The sequence below is a fragment of the Collimonas arenae genome (assembly GCF_001584165.1).
GTDB lineage: Bacteria > Pseudomonadota > Gammaproteobacteria > Burkholderiales > Burkholderiaceae_D > Collimonas > Collimonas arenae.
In genome coordinates, this window is sequence record NZ_CP013233.1 from 2,061,237 (window position 1) to 2,082,830 (window position 21,594).

A 21,594-nucleotide genomic window follows, 5' to 3' on the forward strand; every position below is an offset into this window, starting at 1 on the left:
TCCTATCGGGTGGTTAAAATGAATGGATGCTTGATTACTGGTCTGGTAAAAATAATATTTATTTGGTCACTGTAGCCGATTCGATGATGACCGGCGTGGTCGGCACGTCCTGGAATGCGGTCTTGACTTTCTTGATCTTGTCGACGACATCAACGCCCTTGATTACCCTGCCGAATACCGCATAACCCCAGCCGTCGCGACCAGGATAGTTGAGGAATTCATTGTTGTTGACATTGATGAAAAATTGCGCACCAGCCGATTGCGGGTCTGCGGTGCGTGCCATGGCGACGCTGTAAGCGATGTTCTTCAAGCCGTTCTTGGCTTCGTTCTCAACCTTGTTCGGCGCCGGTTTTTCGACCATATCCTTGGTCATGCCGCCGCCCTGAATCATGAAGCCATCAATCACGCGATGAAAAATCGTGCCGTTATAATGCCCGCTGTTGACGTAGCCGAGAAAATTCTTGACAGTCTTCGGCGCTTTTTCCGGATTCAGCTCGAGGACAATGTCACCCATGTTGGTTTTCAACAAAACATGCGGCATGTCGGCCGCGCTGGCCAACGTCGGGCTGCCAGCCAAGGTTGCGGCGGCGAACATCGAAACAAGAGTGCAAGCGAACTTGCGGCGCGACAGGCGAAGAGATGCTGGCATAAAATTCCTTCAGGTAAGGGATGCGATTTCGCATTTGAGCAATGATATACTGCGGCGAAAAGCAACATTTTATCAAACTAAGCACGACAAAAGAGTTTTGGCGACCTTGTTGCACCAACATTGCGCAACCGAAAGCTATACGGATGTGTGGATGTGTAGAACAGCGTGCAATACTTCTGTGCCTTAACCGGTAACTTCCCATGAGCGACCTGAAAATATATAACACGCTGGCGCGTGAGAAGCAGCCGTTTTCTCCGATCGAACCGGGCAAGGTTCGCATGTACGTATGCGGCATGACTGTGTATGACTATTGCCATCTTGGTCACGGCCGCGTGATGGTCGTGTTCGATATGGTACAGCGCTGGCTGCGGCAGTCTGGTTTCGAGGTCACCTATGTCCGTAATATTACCGACATCGACGACAAGATCATCAAGCGGGCGGTGGAGAACGGCGAGACAATTTCGCAACTGACCGGGCGCTTCATCCAGGCAATGGACGAAGATGCTGCCGCGCTCGGAGTACAAAAGCCCGACCATGAGCCGCGTGCCACCGCGTTTGTGCCGCAGATGCTGGCCCTGATCAAGAAACTCGAAGCCAATGGCCTTGCATACCAGGCTGGCGACGGTGACGTCAATTATTCGGTGCGCGATTTTGCCGGTTACGGCAAATTGTCCGGCAAGTCGCTTGACGACTTGCGTGCCGGTGAGCGCGTCGATGTCAATACCGGCAAACGGGATCCGCTCGATTTTGTGTTGTGGAAAGCTGCCAAGCAAAGCGAGCCGGAAGAGGTTAAATGGGCTTCGCAATGGGGGCAGGGACGTCCCGGCTGGCACATTGAATGTTCAGCCATGGCCGGTGAGCTGTTGGGTGAGCAATTTGATATTCATGGTGGTGGCCAGGACCTGCAGTTTCCGCATCATGAAAACGAAATCGCGCAGTCTGAAGGCGCGCATGGGCATCAGTTCGTCAACTACTGGATGCACAACGGCTTTGTTCGCATCGACAATGAAAAGATGTCGAAGTCGCTCGGCAATTTTTTCACGATCCGCGATGTACTGAAAAAATACGATCCTGAAGTGGTGCGTTTCTTTATCCTGCGCGCGCATTATCGTAGCCCGTTGAATTACGCCGATACCAATCTTGATGACGCTAAACACGCCTTGACCCGCTTGTATACAGCGTTGAAGGAAGTGTCAGCCGATGACTTGCCGCTGGATTGGCAGGAGGTGCATGCGCAGCGCGTTGCCGAAGCGATGAATGACGATTTCAATACGCCCATGGCGATTTCGGCATTGTTCGATTTGGCCAATGAAGTCAACAAGGGCAAGTTGCCCGCATTGGCGCGCCAGCTCAAGGGATTAGCCGGGGCGCTTGGATTGTTGCAACGCGTTCCGGAAGATTTTCTAAAAGGCCGTGCGATGGCCGGTGCCGATATTGTTGTAAATGGCATTGCGGAAGCGGCGTTGTCGGAGCAAGATATCCTGCTCAAAATCCAAGCGCGCCAAGCGGCAAAAGTAGCCCGTGATTTCACCGCCGCCGACAGGATTCGCAACGAATTGTCAGCTGCTGGAATACTGCTTGAAGACCGGCCTGGTGGTCAAACCGAATGGCGAAGGGCATAACCGTATGCTAAAAACGATAGCTGTCGACTCCAAGGTTTTCGTGCCTTCGTATTGGGAGGACGCCAAGGTAGAGTTGATGAAGCGTGACCGTATCATGCGCAAGTTGATTCCCCAGTTTGGCGATCTGCACCTGATCGGTCGCGGTGAGGCGTTTACCACGCTGGCGCGCTCCGTGGTTGGCCAGCAGATTTCAGTCAAGGCGGCTGAATCTGTCTGGCAAAAATTTCTGTTAATCTGTCCAAAATCGACCCCTGCGCAAGTGCTGAAAGCGGGTCCGGAACAATTGGCGGCGTGTGGCTTGTCCAAGCGTAAGGCGGAATATATCCTGGATTTGGCAGACCATTTCAAGACAAAGCGTGTCCATGCCGATCAGTGGGTCGAGATGGAAGATGAAGAAGTTATTGCGGACCTGACCCAGATTCGCGGCATTGGGCGCTGGACAGCGGAGATGTTTTTGATATTTAATTTGCTCCGGCCCAATATTTTGCCTTTGGATGACCTTGGGTTGCTCAAAGGAATCAGTGTCAATTATTTTTCCGGTGAGCCTGTTTCGCGCAGCGATGCCCGCGAAGTCTCGGCCAACTGGGAGCCGTGGCGCACGGTGGCAACCTGGTATCTGTGGCGCAGCCTGGATCCTGAACCTATAGAATATTGAATCATGACTGGTGAATTGAGGGCGAGTTGCTTGTCGCGCGGCGACAACTGTTAAACTCTGCCCCGCAATGCATTAGCTGGCCGGTAACGGCGGTGTAATCAAAGGAATAACATGAGCAAAACAACATTTCTCGGATTCGAACAATCGATTGCCGAGCTGGATGCCAAAATCGAAGAACTACGTTTCGTTCAAGACGATTCAGCTGTCGATATTTCGGAAGAAATCGACCGCCTCTCGAAAAAGAGCCAGCAGCTGACCAAGGATATCTACGCAAAACTGACGCCTTGGCAAGTTTCCCAGATTTCCCGCCATCCGCAACGTCCATACACAATGGACTATGTGAATGAAATATTCACCGATTTCCATGAGCTGCACGGCGACCGCACTTATGCCGATGACCAGTCGATCGTCGGCGGCCTGGCGCGCTTCAATGGCCAGGCTTGCATGGTGATCGGCCATCAGAAGGGGCGCGACACCAAGGAGCGCGCGTTGCGCAATTTCGGCATGCCGAAGCCGGAAGGCTATCGCAAGGCGCTGCGCCTGATGAAGGTCGCAGAAAAATTCGGCTTACCGATTTTCACCTTTGTCGATACACCGGGCGCATTCCCTGGTATCGACGCTGAAGAGCGCGGTCAGTCGGAGGCGATTGGCCACAACCTGTACGCGATGGCTGAACTGAAAGTGCCGCTGATCGCCACCATCATCGGTGAAGGCGGTTCCGGCGGCGCGCTGGCGATTGCGGTCGGCGATGCTGTGCTGATGTTGCAATATGCGACCTATTCGGTAATTTCGCCGGAAGGCTGCGCTTCGATTTTGTGGAAGACCGCCGAACGCGCCGCTGATGCGGCTGATGCGCTGGGCCTGACCGCGCATCGCTTGAAAGCGGTTGGTCTGATCGACAAGATCGTCACTGAGCCGCTGGGTGGCGCACATCGTGATCCAAAGCAGATGGCTTCGTTGCTGAAGCGCGCTTTGGCCGATACACTGCGCCAGTTCCAGGGTGTCAAGACTAAGGACTTGCTGGCCGCACGCCACGAAAAATTGATGAGCTACGGCAAATTCAAGGAAGTGCTGGCGGCAGAGTAAGTCAATAAGCGTGTCAAAACATATTCAGGCAACAAGTATCCCCGAGTACTTCGAAAGCACGCTGACAAGCATTGCAGCGCAGGCTGTCCCGACCTTGCCGCGCTTGGCGGTCGCCTTTAGCGGCGGGCTGGATTCCACCGTCCTGCTGCATGTGGCGACACGCTATGCCGCTACGCACGGCATCACATTGTTCGCCTTCCACGTACATCACGGCATCAGTTCTAATGCGGATCGCTGGCTGGCGCATTGCGCCGAGCAATGTGCGGCGCTGGGCGTTACTTTTGATAGTCGTCAAGTAGCACTGCGCGACAGCGACAAGACCGGCGTCGAAGAGGCTGCCCGTATCGGTCGCTATGCCGCGCTGGGTGATTTGTGCGCCGAGCACCAGGTTCCTTTGCTGTTGACTGGGCACCACCTGGACGATCAGGCCGAAACCATACTGCTGCAATTGTTGCGCGGCTCCGGCGCGGCAGGTTTGTCCGGGATGGATAGCTGGAATATGGCGCCGGACCTGCTCGGCCATGCTGGCTTGTTGATGGCGCGGCCGTTGCTGAAGGTATCGCGCACCGCGCTGGAAAGCTATGCCGTCGCGGAGAAGCTTGCCTACGTTGAGGATGAGTCGAATCATGATCCGCGCTATGCTCGCAACGCCTTGCGTCAGCAGGTGATGCCGGTGCTGGCGCAATATTTTCCCGGTTTCCAGGAGCGCTTTTCCCGCAGCGCCGGACACATGCAATCGACCCAGCGATTGCTGGTCGAACTGGCGGCGCAAGACATGATTGTTTGTGCCGATGGCAATTGCATCGACCTGGAACGCCTGCGCCAGTTGAGCGCGGAGCGCATCGATAATCTGTTGCGCTATTGGTTCGGGCTGCATGGCCTGCGTATGCCTTCCAGCGCCTGGCTAAGTGAAATGCGACAGCAGTTGCTGGAAGCGAAGGCAGACGCGCAATTGTGTGTGACGCATCCTGATTGCCATATTCGCCGTCACAGGAATCGTGTGTTCCTGACGCCGCGCGACGATACTGATCGTTCCGAGATCGAGCCGCAGGTTTTTCGTTGGAGCGGTGAAGCCGAAATACGGTTTGCCGAATTTGGCGGCGTCATGCATTTCGAGCCGGCAGAGCAGGGGGTCGATGCCGCCTGGTTGCGTCAACAGCCATTGCAAATTCAATATCGCTCGGGCGGCGAGCGCATCAAGCTGGCGTTCAACCGGCCGACAAAAAGCCTCAAATATCATTACCAGGCATTTGACATTCCTGCCTGGGAGCGCGAATGCCTGCCTTTAGTGAGCAGTGACAAGCAGATTCTGTTCGCCGCTGGCATCGGTTTCGATTGTCATTGCCTGGCTACCGGGCCAGGGCCGCGTATCGGCCTGCGTTGGCAAGCCGATCCGTTGCCATTCGGGAAAGATGCCCGGCGTTAATCCGCGCGCGGGCGATGTGCGCATCGCCGCGGTAATCTACTTGTCATAAAGGCCTGTAGCGGGTACATTTAAGGGTTGATTTTTATTTTTCCCTGCACTGCGTCTACTTCTCACTCCCTATGGCTTTATTCGTACACAAATACGGCGGTACTTCGATGGGCTCGACCGAGCGCATCAAGAATGTCGCCAAGCGCGTCGCCAAATGGCATGACGCCGGCCACCAAATCATCGTGGTGCCCTCCGCGATGTCCGGTGAAACCAACCGCCTCCTGGGCCTAGCAAAGGAAATTAGCGACCAGCCCGATCCGCGCGAACTTGACATGCTGGCTTCCACCGGCGAACAGGCTTCGGTTGCGCTGCTGGCAATGGCATTGCAAGCGATCGGTAAGCAGGCGGTTTCCTATGCGGGCTGGCAAGTCCCGATCAAGACCGATTCGGCCCATACCAAGGCGCGGATTCGTTCGATTGACGACGTCAAGGTACGGCAAGATCTGGATGCGGGTAAAGTAGTCATTATTACCGGCTTCCAGGGCGTTGATGACCTCGGCAATATCACCACTCTGGGTCGCGGCGGTTCGGATACGTCGGCGGTAGCGGTTGCTGCCGCGCTGCAGGCTTCGGAATGCCTGATCTATACCGACGTCGACGGCGTCTACACGACGGATCCGCGCGTGGTGTCGGATGCACGCCGCCTGAAGACCGTGACCTTTGAAGAAATGCTGGAGATGGCATCGCTGGGCTCGAAAGTGCTGCAGATTCGCTCGGTCGAATTTGCAGGCAACTACAAGATGCCGACCCGCGTGCTGTCGTCGCTGACTGACCCTTTGATACCGCTGGAAGAAGAAACCGTTTCCGGCACCCTGATTTCGTTTGAGGAAGACACCAAGATGGAACAAGCCACCATTACCGGCATCGCATTCAATCGCGACGAGACCAAGATTACCGTACTCGGCGTACCGGATCGCCCAGGTATCGCGTACCAGATTCTTGGCGCTGTTGCCGACGCCAACATCGAAGTCGACATGATTATCCAGAACCAGTCGGTCGACGGTAAAACAGACTTCACCTTTACTGTGCCGCGTGGCGAATATGCCAAGGCAATGGATGTACTGAATGAAAAGGTCAAGGCACATATTGGCGCTGCCAGCATTACCGGCGACGCGAAGGTGTCGAAGGTTTCCGTAGTCGGCGTCGGCATGCGCAGCCATGTCGGTATCGCTTCGCAAATGTTCCGTACCTTGTCGGAAGAGGGCATCAATATCCAAATGATTTCGACCTCTGAAATCAAGATCTCGGTGCTGATCGACGAGAAGTATATGGAATTGGCCGTGCGTGCGTTGCACAAGGCTTTTGGTCTGGAAACTGCTTGATTTAAGCTTTTTAAAAAAATTTAAAAAAAACTGTTTTTTAGGCATACTTTTATTGACCAAATCCGCATGAAAAGTTATTATGCGTGGCCTTACAGCGGTGCAGTTCTAATACCGTTTTAAGTGTGGAGACGTGGCCGAGTGGTCGAAGGCACTTCCCTGCTAAGGAAGCATATGGGCTTAAACCTGTATCGTGGGTTCGACTCCCACCGTCTCCGCCAAGAACACGCTTCTGGCGGTTCAACGAAGCTCAGAAACCCGCATTTCTCTTTATGAGGATGCGGGTTTTTTGTTTTGTCGCGTCCCGGACGAAAGTTCGTCAATCTCCTCTTTATCTAGTATCACGGTTCCGCTATTGAATGCCGCTGCGGCGGATCTGGTCGCGTAGGGAAGCGCTTTTAACGCAGCATCCTGGAAGCTTCAATATTGCGTGCCATGCGCGGATCAGGCTCAACTTTCTAGCATTGCTGTGCCGCAAAACGACTTATTTCCGCAGTGTTTCCTTCGGCAACTTAATTGTTCATATGCAAAAACGTAACAGGAAGCAATTGTTTATTGTTACGTAATGCATTTTCTGGAAGGCTGCGTTATACCGGTACTCAAATCAATGGGCCAACTTCTCGGACTTGATTACCTCAGAAAATTAAAGAAATTGCTTGAAATTAATTTCTTTTAAACCGCTTGATTGGTTTATTATTACTAACAAGCACTATTTAAATGTTAAGTGAATGTGCACTTGTGTGATTCGCAAGCATTTAAACACCGCTTTGATACGTTGACGCTGTCGCCATACCCAATGATTGGGCTTTCCATCTTGTGAAAGCCGCCCGCTTTAAATTGGTCGGTACATTTGTAAGCTTCGAACAAGAATTCCTGATGTAAAAATATCCTGAAGCAACGTCTGATAGTTGTTTCATTTATATAACGTCATTCTGAATCAGTTTGCGGGGAAAACAAATGCTCAGCTGTGACAACGCATCAGGATTGATGCCATCGGACGAGATTCTCCCGGCGCGTGAAGCCGCTTTCATTTGTACCAAGCATCTGGCCGAAAAAGAACTGCTGCGCTACGCAGTCATGATGCAGATTGCCAGAAAAAAAACAATATTCGACTGGACCTCATCCGATCAGAAGGTCGCCTCTGTGGCGCTGCTAGAGCCTACGACTTTTCACGACCTAAATATACTTCCGGCGGGCTGTATCCGCATCTGGATTTCCCGGGAAGATTCCGACCCGGAACATAAAGAAGACCTGATTTTGCCGGCGCATTTTCGGGTCAGCGATCTGGCTGATGTGCTGGATCAAGCCACCTTGCGCTTACTTGAACTTAGAGGCGTCAATACCGGCTTGAGTAGTTCCAATCAAAAAGTAAAAAACAACTACCGCATATCGAGATGGATCAACTTGCCGCAAAGTTTTTTCACGGTCCGCTTCCAAAAAATTCTCGTCGTCATGACGAAAAAATCAATCGATCTCGATTGGCTTCTTGCTGATGGTGGCTTGACAGAGCAAGAGGCGTTTTTGTTTCTCGATGAGTTAAGGAAGCATGGTGTGCTTGTCGAGCAAAGTATGCAGCTCGATGATGGTCATGCATCTGCGAAAGAAATTTTTGCCGAACCACGTGTGAGCGGCGTGAATTCGTTGGTGAAGAAAATGAAACAATGGCTGGGTAGGGCTCGATCAGATGAATTGGAGAGATCACGATAATGAGCGGGCTTCGTATTGTATTGCTGGGGCCGATGGGGATCGGGAAAACGACAGCTATCCGGTCCTTGTGCGGGGATGTGATGGTCGATTGCGACGTTCCCAATATGGACCCGTCATCTTCTGCAAAGGCAAGCACAACGGTTGGCGCCGACTTCGGCGTGATAGACCTGGGTAATGGTGAAGAGCTACATATCTACGGGAGCCCAGGGCAGGATCGCTTCGAGTTCATGCGTAACTGGCTGATATCCATAGCCATTGGGGTCATCGTGCTGATTGACGCAAACCAGACGGATGCCACTGACATGGCTGAACAGTATGTGCGAACCGTTCGTTCTTTTTCCGAGACGATGCCATGCATGTTGCTGTTGGCGCGGCCGGCTAGTGACGAAACGGCTAATCGGTTTTCATCAATCTTGACGGATAAGCTGGGTGTTGCGGTGCCTGTCATTACCGCTGATGTGCGTGAAAAATTACAGATGCTTGATGTGCTGGATATATTTTCGCCATTGATGGCCACCATATGAAACCATGACAAAAAAAATGAAAACCAATCTATTGTCGGCATCGATCGCAGCTAATCAAGTATTTGACCAAATAGAATTACCCCAAAACGGCATAACCACCGCTGTCATAACGACTTTGGATGGTCAAGACGTAGCCATCTATGATCCGAAGCAGGAATTCAGCGCAATCCGCCTCTCCGCGATGACCAGTTCACTCGTGGCTATTGCGCGATCCGTTGGCAAGGAAGTAGGTTTCCATGGCTGTGATCGCCTGATGCTTGAAACGCCAACTGGAAGAATCATTTTCCGGTCTCTCGACAACAAATATCCTTACCTGCTTTGTGTGGTGGCCAACCAAGACGCCAATCTCGGACATACGGTATGGATGGTAGACAAAATTGCCAAAAATTTTGTACAGCAATTAGATATGAGTCACTAGTGTTGCTCCAGGCATCTCCGACGTTAGTTGGCCGACGGCGATGTTTTTCTATTCAACGCCACTAATTACCAAGCGAGGAAAAGTATGAGTAATATTGATGTCGTCGTTGAAAATTTGTTGAGTATCGATGGTGGTTTGGCTGCGGCAGTTGTCGATAGCAATAGTGGAATGCTTTTGGGTTCCGGCGGAACTGGCGTGGATCTGGAATTGGCCGCCGCAGGCAACACCGAAGTGGTTCGCGCCAAGCTGAAAACCATGAAGAGTTTGGGACTCAAAGATACGATTGAAGACATTCTCATTACTCTTGGCAAGCAGTACCATATCCTGCGCCCGGTGGAAAAAAACGAAGGTCTTTTTATCTATATGGTTTTGGATAAGGCTAAATCCAATCTTGCCTTGGCACGTCGCAAGGTCCTGGAATGTGAGCAAGCCTTAGTGCTGTAAGCAGGCTGAGCACTGATTGGAAATTCTGAGTGACTTGCGCGAAATGTTCATGGTTGCGCAGTTTGATTCATTCTAATAAGTCGCTTGTCTCCATCCTTGGTGAGCAATCCTAAAGAATGGACTGACATGCCGGGTTGTTGGGGAGACGGCCGGTTGAGCAGGCGGGAGTATTATGCCTGTTCAGCTGGCCGTTGTTTTTTCTCTCATCCTTGTCAGAGTTGATATTGATGTTGCCTTGCATAGCCATCCATGGCAGCATGGTTCAGCCACTTTCCGAAGTCATCCTTGGGAGCAGACTATGAACATCGATGAGCTGAAATCGACGGCGCGCGCTATCGTTGCGGCCCAGAAGGGCGTCCTTGCTGCGGATGAAAGCGGTCCGACGATCAAGAAACGCCTCGACGCAATCAAGGTCGAGGCAAATGAAGCAAATCGTCGCCGCTACCGTGAAATCCTCTTTACTAGCGCCGGCATCGAACAGTACATCGGCGGCGTCATTCTCTACGATGAAACCCTGCGTCAAAGCACCTCGGATGGCATCCCGTTTGCAGAGCTGCTGGCGCGTCGTGGCATCATGCCGGGAATCAAGGTGGACAAGGGCGTCAGTCCATTGGCCCTGCATCCCGGCGAAAAAATCACGGAGGGACTGGAAGGTTTGCGCGAACGCTTGCTTGAATACAAGCAGTTGGGAGCCAGGTTCGCGAAATGGCGCGCTGTTATTGAAATCGACGAGCATGATATTCCCACACCCTACGCGATACGCGCCAATGCGCATGCGTTGGCGCGGTATGCTGCGCTCTGCCAGGAGGCGGGCATTGTGCCGATCGTGGAGCCGGAAGTGCTGATGGATGGTTCGCACAGTATCGAGCGCTGCGCTGCGGTGACCTCGTCTGTGCTCAAGTATGTATTTGCTGAACTGGATTCGCATGGAGTGGCGTTGGAAGGCATTCTGCTCAAGCCAAATATGGTGATTCCCGGGATCAAGTGCGCGCAGCAAGCCACGGTGCAGCAAGTTGCCGACGCGACGATGCATTGTCTTACCAGCAGCGTTCCGGCAGCAGTGCCTGGCATCGTTTTCCTGTCCGGTGGGCAAAGCGCGGAAGATGCCACCGACCACCTGAACGCGATGAACAGGCAGGTTGCACATCCGTGGCAGGTGAGTTTTTCTTACGGGCGGGCGTTGCAGGCCCCGGTATTGGCAGCCTGGAAGGGACTGGAAGACAATGTCGCACTCGCGCAAGAGACATTTTTCAGGCGCTGCCAACTAAATGGTTTGGCCCGCGATGGAAAATACACACGTGCCATGGAAAGCGACATCCTCGCCTGAATCCCTGGTTGTCTGCCGCTTAGCCTGTAGCGTCGCGTAACTTGGCCACTGGATTTGCCCGCAGTCGGAATCCATCGGGCATGCCTGAACCGAGCAGCGGGCGCAGATAGTGCCTGAAAGCGTCGGTGATGTCGGTGCCGCTGGCGCTGATGAAGGCGTCCGCCATGATCTGCGTCTTGCCAGCCACGGTATCGAGTTCCAATAATGCGTAATCGGTCGCGTAATCTCCGATGCGCTGGATGGCCACTGAGCCGTCGCGGCCTGCCTGCATTGCATATTGCACCGCTTTTTCGCCAACCTCGCGTGCCTCGCGTTGGTCGACGTCGGAAACGCAACCCATGAAGGAGCGCTGCAGGTAGCCGAAGGTGTCGCCGCGGACGCGCTTGATCTTCAGTTTTGACTTGATTTCTTCACACAACAAATCGGCCAGGGCGCCAGTACCGGACAGCTGCACATTACCGTGCGCGTCGCGCTCTACGGTGGTTGTCAGCAGGCTGGTGATCGGCGTTCCGGCGGCGTCGTGTATGCCTTCTGACACGGCTACTACGCAACGACCGAGACGTTCGTAGACAGCTTTTACATCAGCCAGGAATTGTTCGATGGTAAAGGTGCGTTCAGGCAGGTAGATCAGATGCGGGCCATCTTCGGCAGATTTTCGTCCAAGTGCGGCGGCGGCCGTCAGGAAACCGGCGTGTCGGCCCATGACGACGCCGACATAGACACCGGGCAGGGAGGCGTTATCCAGGTTGGCGCCGGAGAACGCCTGCGCCACGAAGCGTGCTGCCGACGGGAAGCCCGGCGAATGATCATGGCCGACCAGGTCGTTGTCGATGGTTTTGGGAATGTGGATGCAGCGCAAAGGGTGGTTCGCCTTGGCGGCTTCCAGGCTAAGAATGCGCAAAGTATCGGACGAATCGTTGCCGCCGATGTAGAAAAATTGCCCAATCTGGTGCAGACGCAGGACTTCGAGGATTTCCTGGCAATACTTCAGATCCGGTTTGTCCCGTGTGGAGCCTAGCGCAGAGGAGGGGGTGTTGGCCACCAGTTCAAGGTTATGGCTGGTTTCCTGCGTCAGGTCGACGAAATCTTCATTCACAATGCCGCGTACACCATGGCGCGCGCCATATACCCGTTCGACGCCGCTGAAGCGCCGCGCTTCCAGCACCACGCCCGCCAGCGATTGATTGATCACTGCAGTCGGACCGCCGCCCTGGGCGACCAGGATTTTTCCGGAATGCATTTGATGTTCTCCTCTATCCTTGGTTGAATACCAATAAGGTCGTGCAAACGCTCATCGATTCTACCCTTGTCGGTACTGGGCGGGCGCATCTTCAACGGTCGACCCAGGCCATTCTTTCCTTGCTGTAGCGTTCGCCGGCTGTCTGGCGCAGCGCCTGTTCCAGCGCCGAAGTTTCCTCCGCGCTCAACGTGATGTTGGCAGCTGCGATATTCTGCTCCAGGTAGGTACGGCGCTTGGTGCCGGGGATCGGCACGATATCTTCGCCTTGATGCAGCACCCAGGCCAACGCAATCTGTCCTGGCGTGACGTTCTTGGCAGCGGCGATATCCTTCACCGCTTGTGCTGCCCGCATATTGGCATCGAAGTTCTCACCTTGCAGACGCGGGTCGAGGTGGCGGAAATCGGAGGCGGGATAGTTTTCCGCGCGTTGCGCACTGCCGCTCAGGAATCCGCGCCCCAATGGGCTGAACGGCACCAAGCCGATGCCGAGTTCGCGCAGGGTAGGCAGGATGTCGGCTTCAAGATTGCGTTCCCACAACGAGTATTCGCTTTGCAGGGCGGCGATTGGATGCACTGCATGCGCCTTGCGGATATTGGCGATGCCAGCTTCCGACAAGCCAAGGTAGCGGACTTTGCCTTCTCGCACCAGATCGGCTATGACGCCCACCACTTCTTCGATCGGTACTGTCGGGTCGACCCGGTGCTGGTACAACAGATCAATATAATCGGTGCCTAGCCGGCGCAGTGAACCTTCTACGGCCTGTCGGATGTGTCCCAGCTCGCTGGTAATGCCGGTGGTGACGCCATTTTCGATTTTGAAGCCGAACTTGGTTGCAAGCACCACGTCATGGCGACGCCCCTTGAAGGCGCGCCCGAGCAGCGCTTCGTTTTCATAGGGGCCATATTGTTCGGCGGTGTCGAAAAAAGTGATGCCCAGTTCCAGTGCTCGATGCAGAGTGGCGATGGATTCGCTTTCGTCGGCCGCACCGTAGGCTGTGCTCATGCCCATGCAACCTAGCCCCATGGCCGATACGCATAATCCGCCAGTTCCCAATTTGCGCTGCTTGATCATTTGTCACTCCAATATGTCAATCATTCGGGTGCCAACAGTGTAGACCAGTGCGCTATTCATCGCTTGCCGGGCGCGCAAGTTTTTTGCGGCGCGGCGGCGTCTTCTGGCTGCTCCATCCTAGTGCAGCGATTCAGGTGTTATCCGGGCATCGATTTTGCGTAGACAATTATTTGCGCTTTGCGTAAGCTAGGCGGCGAAAATCGTCTATCGCATTAATGTGGCGGTTTTTAGGGGAGACAAGCATCGACTAGGTTTGAAAGATTTCACGCACTGAAATAGAACGCATTTCATCCATATCCGTGAGATGCGTTCTAGTTGTTGAAGACTATCTGCACAAAAAAACAGGCGGCGATCCCGCTCCGAATAATTGCAGTCAAATCCAGATAAAAACAATGAAATTGATTAATTTTAATTTTGTAGCGATGGCGCTCGCCTTCGCCCTGGCCGGTTCGGCATTCGCCCAAGAAGATCCAACCGCGTACCTGAACCGAGCCAATGCCAAATTGGCCAAGGCGATGGCTTTTAAAAACAGTTGGGACGGACCCAGCACCGGCCCAAAAATAGGGGCGCAAAAAAAATTGATTGTGCTGATCGCTTCAGACTTCAAGAACAATGCCGTTTTACGTGTTTCCAATGCGGTCAAGGAAGCCGCGGCGGTAGCTGGCTGGGAGGTCTTCACGATAGATTGCTGGGGCGTCAACAGCAAGCACGCGGAGGCCTTCAGCAGGGCGCTTGCCCTGAAGCCGAACGGCATCGTGCTGGCCGGGATCAGCGCCAACGAGCAACCGAATGAAATGAATGCCGCCAACAAGGCGAACGTTCCTGTGGTGGGTTGGCATGCTTCAACCAGGGGTGGGCCGAGCGACGGCCTGTTCACCAACGTCACCGCCGATCTCAAGGACGAAGCGCAGATCGCCGCCTTGCTGGGGGTGGTCAACTCAAACGGCAAGGCCGGCGTGGTCGTGTTTACCGATCCCGCCAGTTTGTACTCACAGGCCAAATCGAATGAAATTGTCGCCGCCATCAAGCAATGCCGGACCTGCAGCCTGCTCTCGGTAGAAGCCCTGCCGGCGGCCACGTCCGCCGACAAGATGCCGGCCCTGCTGACTTCCTTGGCGCAGCGCTTCGGCAAGAAATGGACGCACGTCATTGGCGTCAATGACCAGTACCTGGATTTGCTGGCGACTCCGGCGGCGGCGTCCATTATCTCCAGTAACAAGATCGAGGCGTTGTCTGCCGGCGACGGCACCGAAACGGCATACCAGCGTATCCGCAGCAAGACCGTGCAGGTCGCTACCGTGCCGGAACCGTTCGGATTGCAGGGATGGCAGATCGTCGATGAGCTCAATCGCTCCTTCTCCGGTGACAAGGCCAGCGCCTATACCACTCCCACCTATCTGGTCACTGAACAGAACATTGCCTTCCATGGCGGCCAGCAGAATACCTTTGAGCCGAATAACGGCTATCGAACGGAATACAAGAAAATCTGGGGGAAATGATTCGCGTCCGGATCGGCACAGCTATCCGCAGTCCTTGGTTGCAGCTGGCCGATTTGGGCCTTGGTGCTTGCCTCGCTAGAGGATGGTCTTACTAACCAGAACCTGTTAGAATGCGCCCTGTCCAATATCACCGACAATGTCGGTGATATTTCTTGTGCGCATTATTGAAATGACACAGCTGCCCGAGTGGTGAAATCGGTAGACACAAGAGACTTAAAATCTCTCGCTCGAAAGGGCGTGCCGGTTCGATTCCGGCCTCGGGCACCAATGAATACAAGGCTCTCAGCAATGACGGTCTTTTTTCTTACGCTCCGCAATCCTAGTGTTGCTCGGCAAAATTTCCAAAATAAGTGCGATGCGTCCTGCATCGTAGAAATTATTCCTGAAAATGTAATTCGGACGTGGGCACAGCCTGGATCCGTGGTCCGAAACTGTCGATTCCGGAAAGCGTGGCATTGTGATGGGTGCGTATCTGAAGGCCATTTGCGTGTTTTTTGTCGTGGGTGGTGTGCGCGTCGGCGGCCAGGGTTACCGGGTAGCCGAGGGCGGCAGCCCGGCGGGTAGTGGTGTCGACGCAGAATTCCGTGGCGTAGCCGCAGATGACAACTTGTTCGACGTTCCAGGAATCCAGCAACTCTTCAAGATTGGTGTGCAGGAAGGAGTCGGGCGTAGTCTTGCGCAGTTTGGTGTCGTTTGGCGCGACTTGCAATCCGCATTGCAACTGCCAGTTTTGCGAGCCGTGCGCCAGTTCATCGTCAGCGGTTTCATGCTGGATGAAAACGACCGGAACGCCGGCCTGACGTGCGCGGGAAGTCAGCGTATTGATGCGCTCGATGACCGTGTCGGCTTCGAACGGACGAGGCGTTTCGTCGAACAGTCCTTGTTGGACGTCGATGACTAGCAGGGCAGGCTTCATGCTGATTCTAGGTTGGTTGTCGGGAGCTGTAGTTTATGCGATTTGGCCGCGATGCGCAGTCGGGTACGAGTACTTGCACTAACACAAAAGCCTGGACGTCACAGTGCGCGACCCAGGCTTCGTGCAGCACGTAGTCAGTCATTGTTGACCGGCCGTCTATAGTGGCGACTCGACCAACATTCGACTGAGGTGCATCAGGCGACCGTGATGGTTGGATCCCAGTAGTAGTAGCCGAACAGATTCTGGTTTTCGCCATTGTCGGAAAGTGTGTAGAGCGCGAAGAGGACATAGAAATCTTCAGTGCCGGCGTTCTTCACTTTCGAATCGAAGCTGGAGAAATTAGTTTTTACCTGAACTGCCGGCAAGCCGTTTGGCGAGTCAGAGTTTGGAATTACTGCGCCGGTGCGTGTAACCAGGTCCGGTACGAACTGATTGAAAACGTTATCGCGCTTCCAGTACTGGATGCCATAAATGATGACGGCATCGTCGGCGTTGTCATAGATAGACACGCCGGTGAAGGCCACTGTATCGCCAACGTTTGCCCTGAAGTTCAGATCGGCTGTGCCTTGACCGCTGATGATGCCGCGCGATCCGGTGCAGATCATGAATTGGCTGCTATGGTTGATGCCGGTTGGGTGATTCTGGTCCTTACTTGGATTCGGGTAGTTTTTTTTAACATACTCGGTGTCGATGACCACAAGTACATTCACCTGTTGCGGACTGGCAGCTAAAATTAAATCTGATGGCATGATATTACTCCTACGCTGTAGACAGTTGATGGAAGTAACCCGTTAGCACCGTTGAGTGCCGCGCCAATAGTGGCACCAATTTTGTGGCGTGGAATCTGTCAAACATCGCAGTTGTATATGCCTCGAAATGTGCACATGGGGTCGGCTGACTGCAAATCGAGGCGAGTTACAAAAAATTATCGTGATCAGTAAAAAACGCTGTGAGGTAGAGTTTCACAAGACGACGATTTCGGTCTTGTGAAATAACGTGAGGCTATATGGCGTTACAGCGATAGTAGCTAAGCGGCACAGGCCAGCATGAAATGGTCGATGGCTGTGGCTGGAGGTGTATGACGTTGTCGACATCATGGCCACCCGGCACATGGAATCGCATCAGTTCTTCGGGCAAATCACCGATTTTGATGCAGCTGCCACTCATCACCGCACAACCATAACGGATCGCCGCATGCATCTGGCGCAGGTTGCAGGGGCATGGGTAAGACAGCAACTGCTGCAGCGCCGCCTAGCTGCTGAAATCCGGTCGGACGACGACGGCACGCTTAGCGCCGCACTCATCGGCGTCGTGGCGGATACTGACGGTAACGTGTTCGGTGGCCCGTTTGTCGCTGGCGCCAACCCGATCTGCATGACCTTTGAAGTGACGCTCGAGGAGTGGTGGCCGGCATTAAAAAAGCTGGCATGTGAAGCAGGCCGGGAATACAAACCGTGGGGAAGTCTTGATGCCGTCCAACTACCTGTTGGATGGCATTTTTTTTTCGGCCGATTGGACGTCGCTCGCAAGCCATCTGACGAGGCCGATGACTGTAGTTGAAAGATGTGAGGAATGTCTTAATTGGCAATATTTTGACAGGTAATAAGTTACAAATTGTAATATTAAGTTACAATATTTACAGTTTCTTCTTGGGAATTTTTGTCGAATTGGATCGCGAAATACGGTATTGCGCCGATTTTTTGCAGCCAGATAGAGATAGAAAATTGTTATTTTTAACTGTATAGGAGCAATATGGCTGGTCAAAGCGAATCGAAAACCAAGCTGGCGTTGGCCGCGCTTGCGGCATTGCTGGCCCTTGCCGGTTGTGGCGGCGGTGGAGGCGACTCATCATCCGGAGACGCCAAGCCTCTGACTCAAAATCCGGCGGCTCCGGTTCCTGCCCCGGTCACGGCAGCGGCAGTCAGCGGAAAAATTACTTACGATTTCGTGCCGGCGGTTGCTAGCAAGGATTCGCAAGGCAAGTGGCAGGCCAAACTTGACTATGCCAATACGATGCGCAAGCCGGCCCGCGGCATCGTGGTCGAGCTGGTCGATACGCAAAACAAGGTGCTGTTGTCGACGCAGACCGACGAACTTGGTGCTTACGTTTTCCAGGCGCCGGCGAATACCGTGGTGCGCATCCGCGCCAAGGCACAGGCATTGCGGGCAGCGGGTAGTGGTCCAAGCTGGAATTTCGCGGTGCGGGACAATTCTTCGGGTGGCTACGGCGTGTCGGTCAACGGCGCTGCACTGTATGCGATCGAGGGAACGAGCTTCAATAGCGGTGTGCAAGCCAGCGTACATGATCTGAACGCAGGTTCCGGCTGGGGTGGATCGAGCTATACGACTGCGCGCGCAGCTGCGCCGTTTGCGATGCTCGATACGGTTTATACGGCCAGCCAGAAAGTGCTGCTGGCCGACAAGAACCTCGTATTTCCGCCGCTTAATGTGTTCTGGAGCCCAGATAGCGCAGACGGGACTTACTATGGCAACGACAAGGGCCCGGCTACCAAAGGGTTGCATATTCTCGGTCAGGAAAATGTCGACACCGACGAGTACGATGCAGGCGTGATTGCCCATGAGTGGGGCCATTACTTCCAGGCCAGCTTTTCTCGCGACGACAGCATCGGCGGCGGACATGGTAGTGGCGATCTGCTCGACATGCGGTTGGCATTCAGCGAAGGCTGGGGCAATGCATTCTCCAGCATGGCGCGCGACGATCCCATGTACGTCGACACCAGCGGCCCGCAACAGGGACGCAGGGCGGTGGTCTTCAAGGTCGACGAGATTCCGGCAAGCGATCCGAAAGCATGGTTCAGCGAAACGGCAATCCAGTCGGTACTGTATCGCCTGTACAGCGCGCCTGATGTCGGCTTCGCACCGATTTACCAAGCCATGACGATGCAAAGGAACTCGGCCGCACTCACCAGCATGCACTCATTTGCGACTTACTTGCGCGGACAGATCAGGCCTGCCGGACAAACTATCGTGGATACCTTGCTGGCCGAAATAAACATGGCCAACAAGAATGGGCTGGACATGTTCGGTGCTGGCCAGATTGCCTTGCCACCGTCAGTCCCTATGGCCAATCTGCAATTTGTGCTTCCGATCTACACGCCGCTCGCGCCTGGGCAGGCAGCCACAGTGTGCACGACCGCCAGCTACGGCAGTAGCAACAAGCTGGGCGTCTATCGTTACCTGCGATTCAATATCGGCCAAACCGGTGTCCATCAATTGAAGATCGTCGCGGATCCCGGGCTGCTACCTTCTGTCGATGTCTACAGCTACGGCAATGAGGTCAGCGGATTGCTTCAGAAAGATCCGGCAACCAGTGACAGCTATACCGGTTCTTACGGACTGGCTGCGCATAACGATTATGTCGCGACGATCGCGAGCGACGATAATAGCAAGAGCGGATGCTTCAGCGTCACGCTCGTACCATGAGGACAGTAATGAAGAATCTTACAATCGTTTTATCGAATGGCTTGCTGGCATTTGCCACCATTGCGTGCAGCGCCCAGGCGGGTGTGACGACGCCGGGTCATGACAGCAACGCTGATCAGGTATCCAGCGCAAAGCGCCAGCATGCTGGCAAGGTCACGGCACCGGTGACGGTCGAGCTGGTGTCGAGCGACAAGACCGGCAAGAAGGCCACGCTACCCTTGATGTTGCGCTTTAAGACGGATCGTCCGAATGTGCCATTGCGGGTTGAGTATCGTGCCGATGCCGGGTTGTTCATCGTCACGGCGAGCAATGCGGCGCTAGTCAGCGGCCAGGACGGCGTAGCGACCGATACGCCGAATGTACGCGCTGCAGTTGATGGTGTGTATCACTTGAACGTGTTTGTGACCGTCGATGACCGTACGCGCGCGGTATCGATTCCAGTCATCGTTGGCAACGCTAAGCAAGTGCGAAAGTCTGCAGGCAAGGCGATGCAGACGCCGCAAGGAGAGAGTCTGATGATTTTGCCGGCGCAGGAGAGTACACACTGACGGCATTGCGCTTTATTTGAGCAGGACCACAAGCAAGTTGCCTTGATAAAGCTGTAAAGAAGGAGATGGAATGCGCCTGCGCTTACTTCAACGGTATTCGGCAGGCGCTTTTTTATGGTGATTTCTTTGCGGGGATCAGGGCGCTGGCAGGGCCGGATCGACCGGGGCTGGTCCAAAGTTGTTCGGTTCTTTCGGCTCCTGGACCAGGAAATAGATCATGGCGATCCAGCCAAGAATAGGGATGATCCCGATCAATTGCAGCCAGCCGCTGCGATTTGAATCGTGCAGGCGGCGTGCGGCAGCAGCGATCAACGGCACCAGCGTAGCCAGTGAAAACAGCAGGCTGAGCTTGTGGCTGACGATGTCTGTCACGAATGAGGCGAGCACCAGGAAGAGAATGAACCACCAATATTCCGAGCGCGAAGCCCTGCCGTTGAAGTCGGCGTATTTGGAGAAACAGACTTTGATTGCTTCGGTAAACGTCATTTTTGATCCCCTGAGGTTTTTTGCAAGGGCAATGCACTCGTTGGTGACGGCGCGCTTGCCGATGGATTTAGGTAGGATTACCTGGCGGCAATGATAACAAAGTCGGCAGAAAACCCAACATAAATATTGGTTATTAGCAATTTTGTGGGGCATCCTGGCGCTTTGACCGCCTCGGTTTTGAAGCGTCCGCTATTCTGATTCAATCCACAACTTCCTTGATATTTATCAAAAGAAATAGTTGCTCTTCGCGCTACGCTCCGCCATTCATTTATTTCACCCGGCATATTAGCGATGGCAATAGAACTTTTTAACGATGGGCGGCACGCATGCACGATGTTTTCGGATCTGGTCGAGGAAGACGACGGCGAGGTGGTTCAGACTAACCAGTTTTTCATTGTTGACCACGGCCAAGGCGCATTGATCGATCCGGGTGGGCAAATGACATATAACGAACTGTTCATCGCGCTCAGTCGCTATTTCCCGCCGAAGGAATTGAAATACATCCTTGCCTCGCATGCCGACCCCGACATCGTCGCCTCCGTCGGACGCTGGCTGACCGGATCGACATGCCGGATCGTCATATCCAGACTTTGGTCGCGTTTTATCCCGCATTTTTGCCCAGCCGGAAAAACCGCCGGCCGCATCATTTCGATTCCCGACGAGGGGCTCAAGATTCCGCTCGGGCATAGCCATATCCTTGCGCTGCCAGCGCATTTCCTGCATTCAGAAGGTAATTTCCAGTTTTACGATCCACTCAGCAAGATATTGTTTTCCGGCGACCTCGGAGCATCAATGGTCAGTAATACCGATGCCGCTGAGCCGGTTGCCGATTTCGCCGCACATGTGCCGCGGATGCTGTCTTTCCATCGTCGCTACATGAGCGGCAATCGCGCCTGCCGGCTGTGGGCCGCGATGGCGCGGCAAATCGATATCCAGTGCATCGTGCCGCAGCATGGCTGCATGTTCAAAGGGGCGGAGATGGTCGCTCGTTTCATCGACTGGGTCGAACAGCTTGATTGCGGAATTGATTTGCTATCTGAGCGTCACTATAGCTTGCCGACAAGCTGGTTGCAGCCCACCAGCGAGGGTTGACGCTTGCGTCGCGGCATTCGCAATTCAGTTCGCCCGTGCTAGGATTCCTGTAGAACCGCTTTGGAGGTATGC

The 21,594-nt window shown here is 54.0% G+C and carries 21 protein-coding genes and 2 tRNA genes; 17 read left to right on the forward strand and 6 right to left on the reverse strand.

The window, feature by feature from the left end; translation table 11 throughout:
* Nucleotides 1–58: 58 nt before the first annotated feature.
* Entirely contained in the window at nt 59–649 is a 591-nt protein-coding gene (locus CAter10_RS09670) for a peptidylprolyl isomerase (RefSeq protein WP_061533245.1), read from the reverse strand.
* 200 nt (nt 650–849) lie between these two features.
* Here CAter10_RS09670 and cysS point away from each other — a divergent pair, with 200 nt between their 5' ends.
* From cysS to CAter10_RS09725, 11 genes are all read left to right on the forward strand, one after another.
* Nucleotides 850–2,271, forward strand: a complete 1,422-nt coding sequence (gene cysS / locus CAter10_RS09675) for a cysteine--tRNA ligase (RefSeq protein ID WP_061533246.1) — start codon at nt 850–852, stop codon at nt 2,269–2,271.
* A gap of 4 nt (nt 2,272–2,275) precedes the next feature.
* Nucleotides 2,276–2,926, forward strand: coding sequence for a DNA-3-methyladenine glycosylase family protein (locus tag CAter10_RS09680; RefSeq protein ID WP_061535261.1), 651 nt, complete (start codon nt 2,276–2,278; stop codon nt 2,924–2,926).
* A 111-nt stretch (nt 2,927–3,037) separates the two neighbouring features.
* Nucleotides 3,038–4,012: an acetyl-CoA carboxylase carboxyltransferase subunit alpha gene (locus CAter10_RS09685; RefSeq protein ID WP_061533247.1), complete on the forward strand. Its 975-nt coding sequence runs from the start codon at nt 3,038–3,040 to the stop codon at nt 4,010–4,012.
* Between the two features lie 10 nt (nt 4,013–4,022).
* Complete coding sequence (tilS, locus tag CAter10_RS09690; RefSeq protein ID WP_417924714.1) at nt 4,023–5,438, forward strand: tRNA lysidine(34) synthetase TilS; 1,416 nt, start codon at nt 4,023–4,025, stop codon at nt 5,436–5,438.
* Nucleotides 5,439–5,557: 119 nt separating this feature from the next.
* A complete protein-coding gene (locus CAter10_RS09695; RefSeq protein WP_061533248.1) occupies nt 5,558–6,808 on the forward strand; it encodes an aspartate kinase in 1,251 nt (416 codons plus the stop codon).
* 124 nt (nt 6,809–6,932) lie between these two features.
* Nucleotides 6,933–7,026 (forward strand) — tRNA-Ser (locus CAter10_RS09700).
* 736 nt (nt 7,027–7,762) lie between these two features.
* Nucleotides 7,763–8,512, forward strand: coding sequence for a hypothetical protein (locus tag CAter10_RS09705; RefSeq protein WP_061537160.1), 750 nt, complete (start codon nt 7,763–7,765; stop codon nt 8,510–8,512).
* Nucleotides 8,512–9,036 carry a GTP-binding protein gene (locus CAter10_RS09710; protein WP_061533250.1) on the forward strand — a complete coding sequence of 175 codons (525 nt, stop codon included), beginning with the start codon at nt 8,512–8,514 and terminating at the stop codon, nt 9,034–9,036. The genes CAter10_RS09705 and CAter10_RS09710 overlap by 1 nt, the downstream gene beginning before the upstream one ends.
* Nucleotides 9,037–9,052: 16 nt before the next feature.
* Complete coding sequence (locus tag CAter10_RS09715; protein WP_128083025.1) at nt 9,053–9,454, forward strand: roadblock/LC7 domain-containing protein; 402 nt, start codon at nt 9,053–9,055, stop codon at nt 9,452–9,454.
* A gap of 84 nt (nt 9,455–9,538) precedes the next feature.
* Nucleotides 9,539–9,898 (forward strand): hypothetical protein, encoded by a 360-nt coding sequence (locus CAter10_RS09720; RefSeq protein WP_061533252.1) that lies wholly within the window; start codon nt 9,539–9,541, stop codon nt 9,896–9,898.
* Between the two features lie 298 nt (nt 9,899–10,196).
* On the forward strand, nt 10,197–11,225 hold the full coding sequence (locus CAter10_RS09725; RefSeq protein ID WP_061533253.1) for a class I fructose-bisphosphate aldolase: 1,029 nt from the start codon (nt 10,197–10,199) through the stop codon (nt 11,223–11,225).
* A 19-nt stretch (nt 11,226–11,244) separates the two neighbouring features.
* Here CAter10_RS09725 and CAter10_RS09730 read toward each other — a convergent pair whose 3' ends face one another.
* On the reverse strand, nt 11,245–12,465 hold the full coding sequence (locus CAter10_RS09730) for a 6-phosphofructokinase (RefSeq protein WP_061533254.1): 1,221 nt from the start codon (nt 12,463–12,465) through the stop codon (nt 11,245–11,247).
* 91 nt (nt 12,466–12,556) lie between these two features.
* Nucleotides 12,557–13,537, reverse strand: coding sequence for an aldo/keto reductase (locus tag CAter10_RS09735; protein ID WP_061533255.1), 981 nt, complete (start codon nt 13,535–13,537; stop codon nt 12,557–12,559).
* Between the two features lie 392 nt (nt 13,538–13,929).
* Between CAter10_RS09735 and CAter10_RS09740 the strand changes: the two genes are divergently transcribed.
* Together CAter10_RS09740 and CAter10_RS09745 are read left to right on the forward strand one after the other, a co-directional pair.
* Nucleotides 13,930–15,036 carry a substrate-binding domain-containing protein gene (locus CAter10_RS09740; protein ID WP_061533256.1) on the forward strand — a complete coding sequence of 369 codons (1,107 nt, stop codon included), beginning with the start codon at nt 13,930–13,932 and terminating at the stop codon, nt 15,034–15,036.
* A gap of 180 nt (nt 15,037–15,216) precedes the next feature.
* Nucleotides 15,217–15,303, forward strand: a tRNA-Leu gene (locus CAter10_RS09745).
* A 109-nt stretch (nt 15,304–15,412) separates the two neighbouring features.
* Here CAter10_RS09745 and CAter10_RS09750 read toward each other — a convergent pair.
* On the reverse strand, nt 15,413–15,952 hold the full coding sequence (locus tag CAter10_RS09750) for a cysteine hydrolase family protein (protein ID WP_061533257.1): 540 nt from the start codon (nt 15,950–15,952) through the stop codon (nt 15,413–15,415).
* A gap of 194 nt (nt 15,953–16,146) precedes the next feature.
* Nucleotides 16,147–16,701: an inclusion body family protein gene (locus CAter10_RS09755; RefSeq protein WP_061533258.1), complete on the reverse strand. Its 555-nt coding sequence runs from the start codon at nt 16,699–16,701 to the stop codon at nt 16,147–16,149.
* Between the two features lie 361 nt (nt 16,702–17,062).
* Here CAter10_RS09755 and CAter10_RS24515 point away from each other — a divergent pair, with 361 nt between their 5' ends.
* The 3 genes from CAter10_RS24515 to CAter10_RS09770 all read left to right on the forward strand — a co-directional run bounded on the left by CAter10_RS24515 (nt 17,063) and on the right by CAter10_RS09770 (nt 19,944).
* Entirely contained in the window at nt 17,063–17,512 is a 450-nt protein-coding gene (locus CAter10_RS24515; protein WP_417924715.1) for a hypothetical protein, read from the forward strand.
* Nucleotides 17,513–17,704: 192 nt separating this feature from the next.
* Entirely contained in the window at nt 17,705–19,396 is a 1,692-nt protein-coding gene (locus tag CAter10_RS09765) for a hypothetical protein (RefSeq protein WP_061533259.1), read from the forward strand.
* Nucleotides 19,397–19,404: 8 nt separating this feature from the next.
* Nucleotides 19,405–19,944, forward strand: coding sequence for a hypothetical protein (locus CAter10_RS09770; RefSeq protein WP_061533260.1), 540 nt, complete (start codon nt 19,405–19,407; stop codon nt 19,942–19,944).
* 135 nt (nt 19,945–20,079) lie between these two features.
* On the opposite strand, the gene CAter10_RS09775 is transcribed toward CAter10_RS09770, so the two are convergent.
* Nucleotides 20,080–20,430 (reverse strand): DUF805 domain-containing protein, encoded by a 351-nt coding sequence (locus tag CAter10_RS09775; protein WP_061533261.1) that lies wholly within the window; start codon nt 20,428–20,430, stop codon nt 20,080–20,082.
* A gap of 291 nt (nt 20,431–20,721) precedes the next feature.
* On the opposite strand from CAter10_RS09775, the gene CAter10_RS09780 reads away from it, so the two are divergent.
* Nucleotides 20,722–21,522, forward strand: a complete 801-nt coding sequence (locus CAter10_RS09780; protein ID WP_061533262.1) for an oxygen-binding di-iron domain-containing protein — start codon at nt 20,722–20,724, stop codon at nt 21,520–21,522.
* The last annotated feature ends 72 nt before the right edge of the window (nt 21,523–21,594 follow it).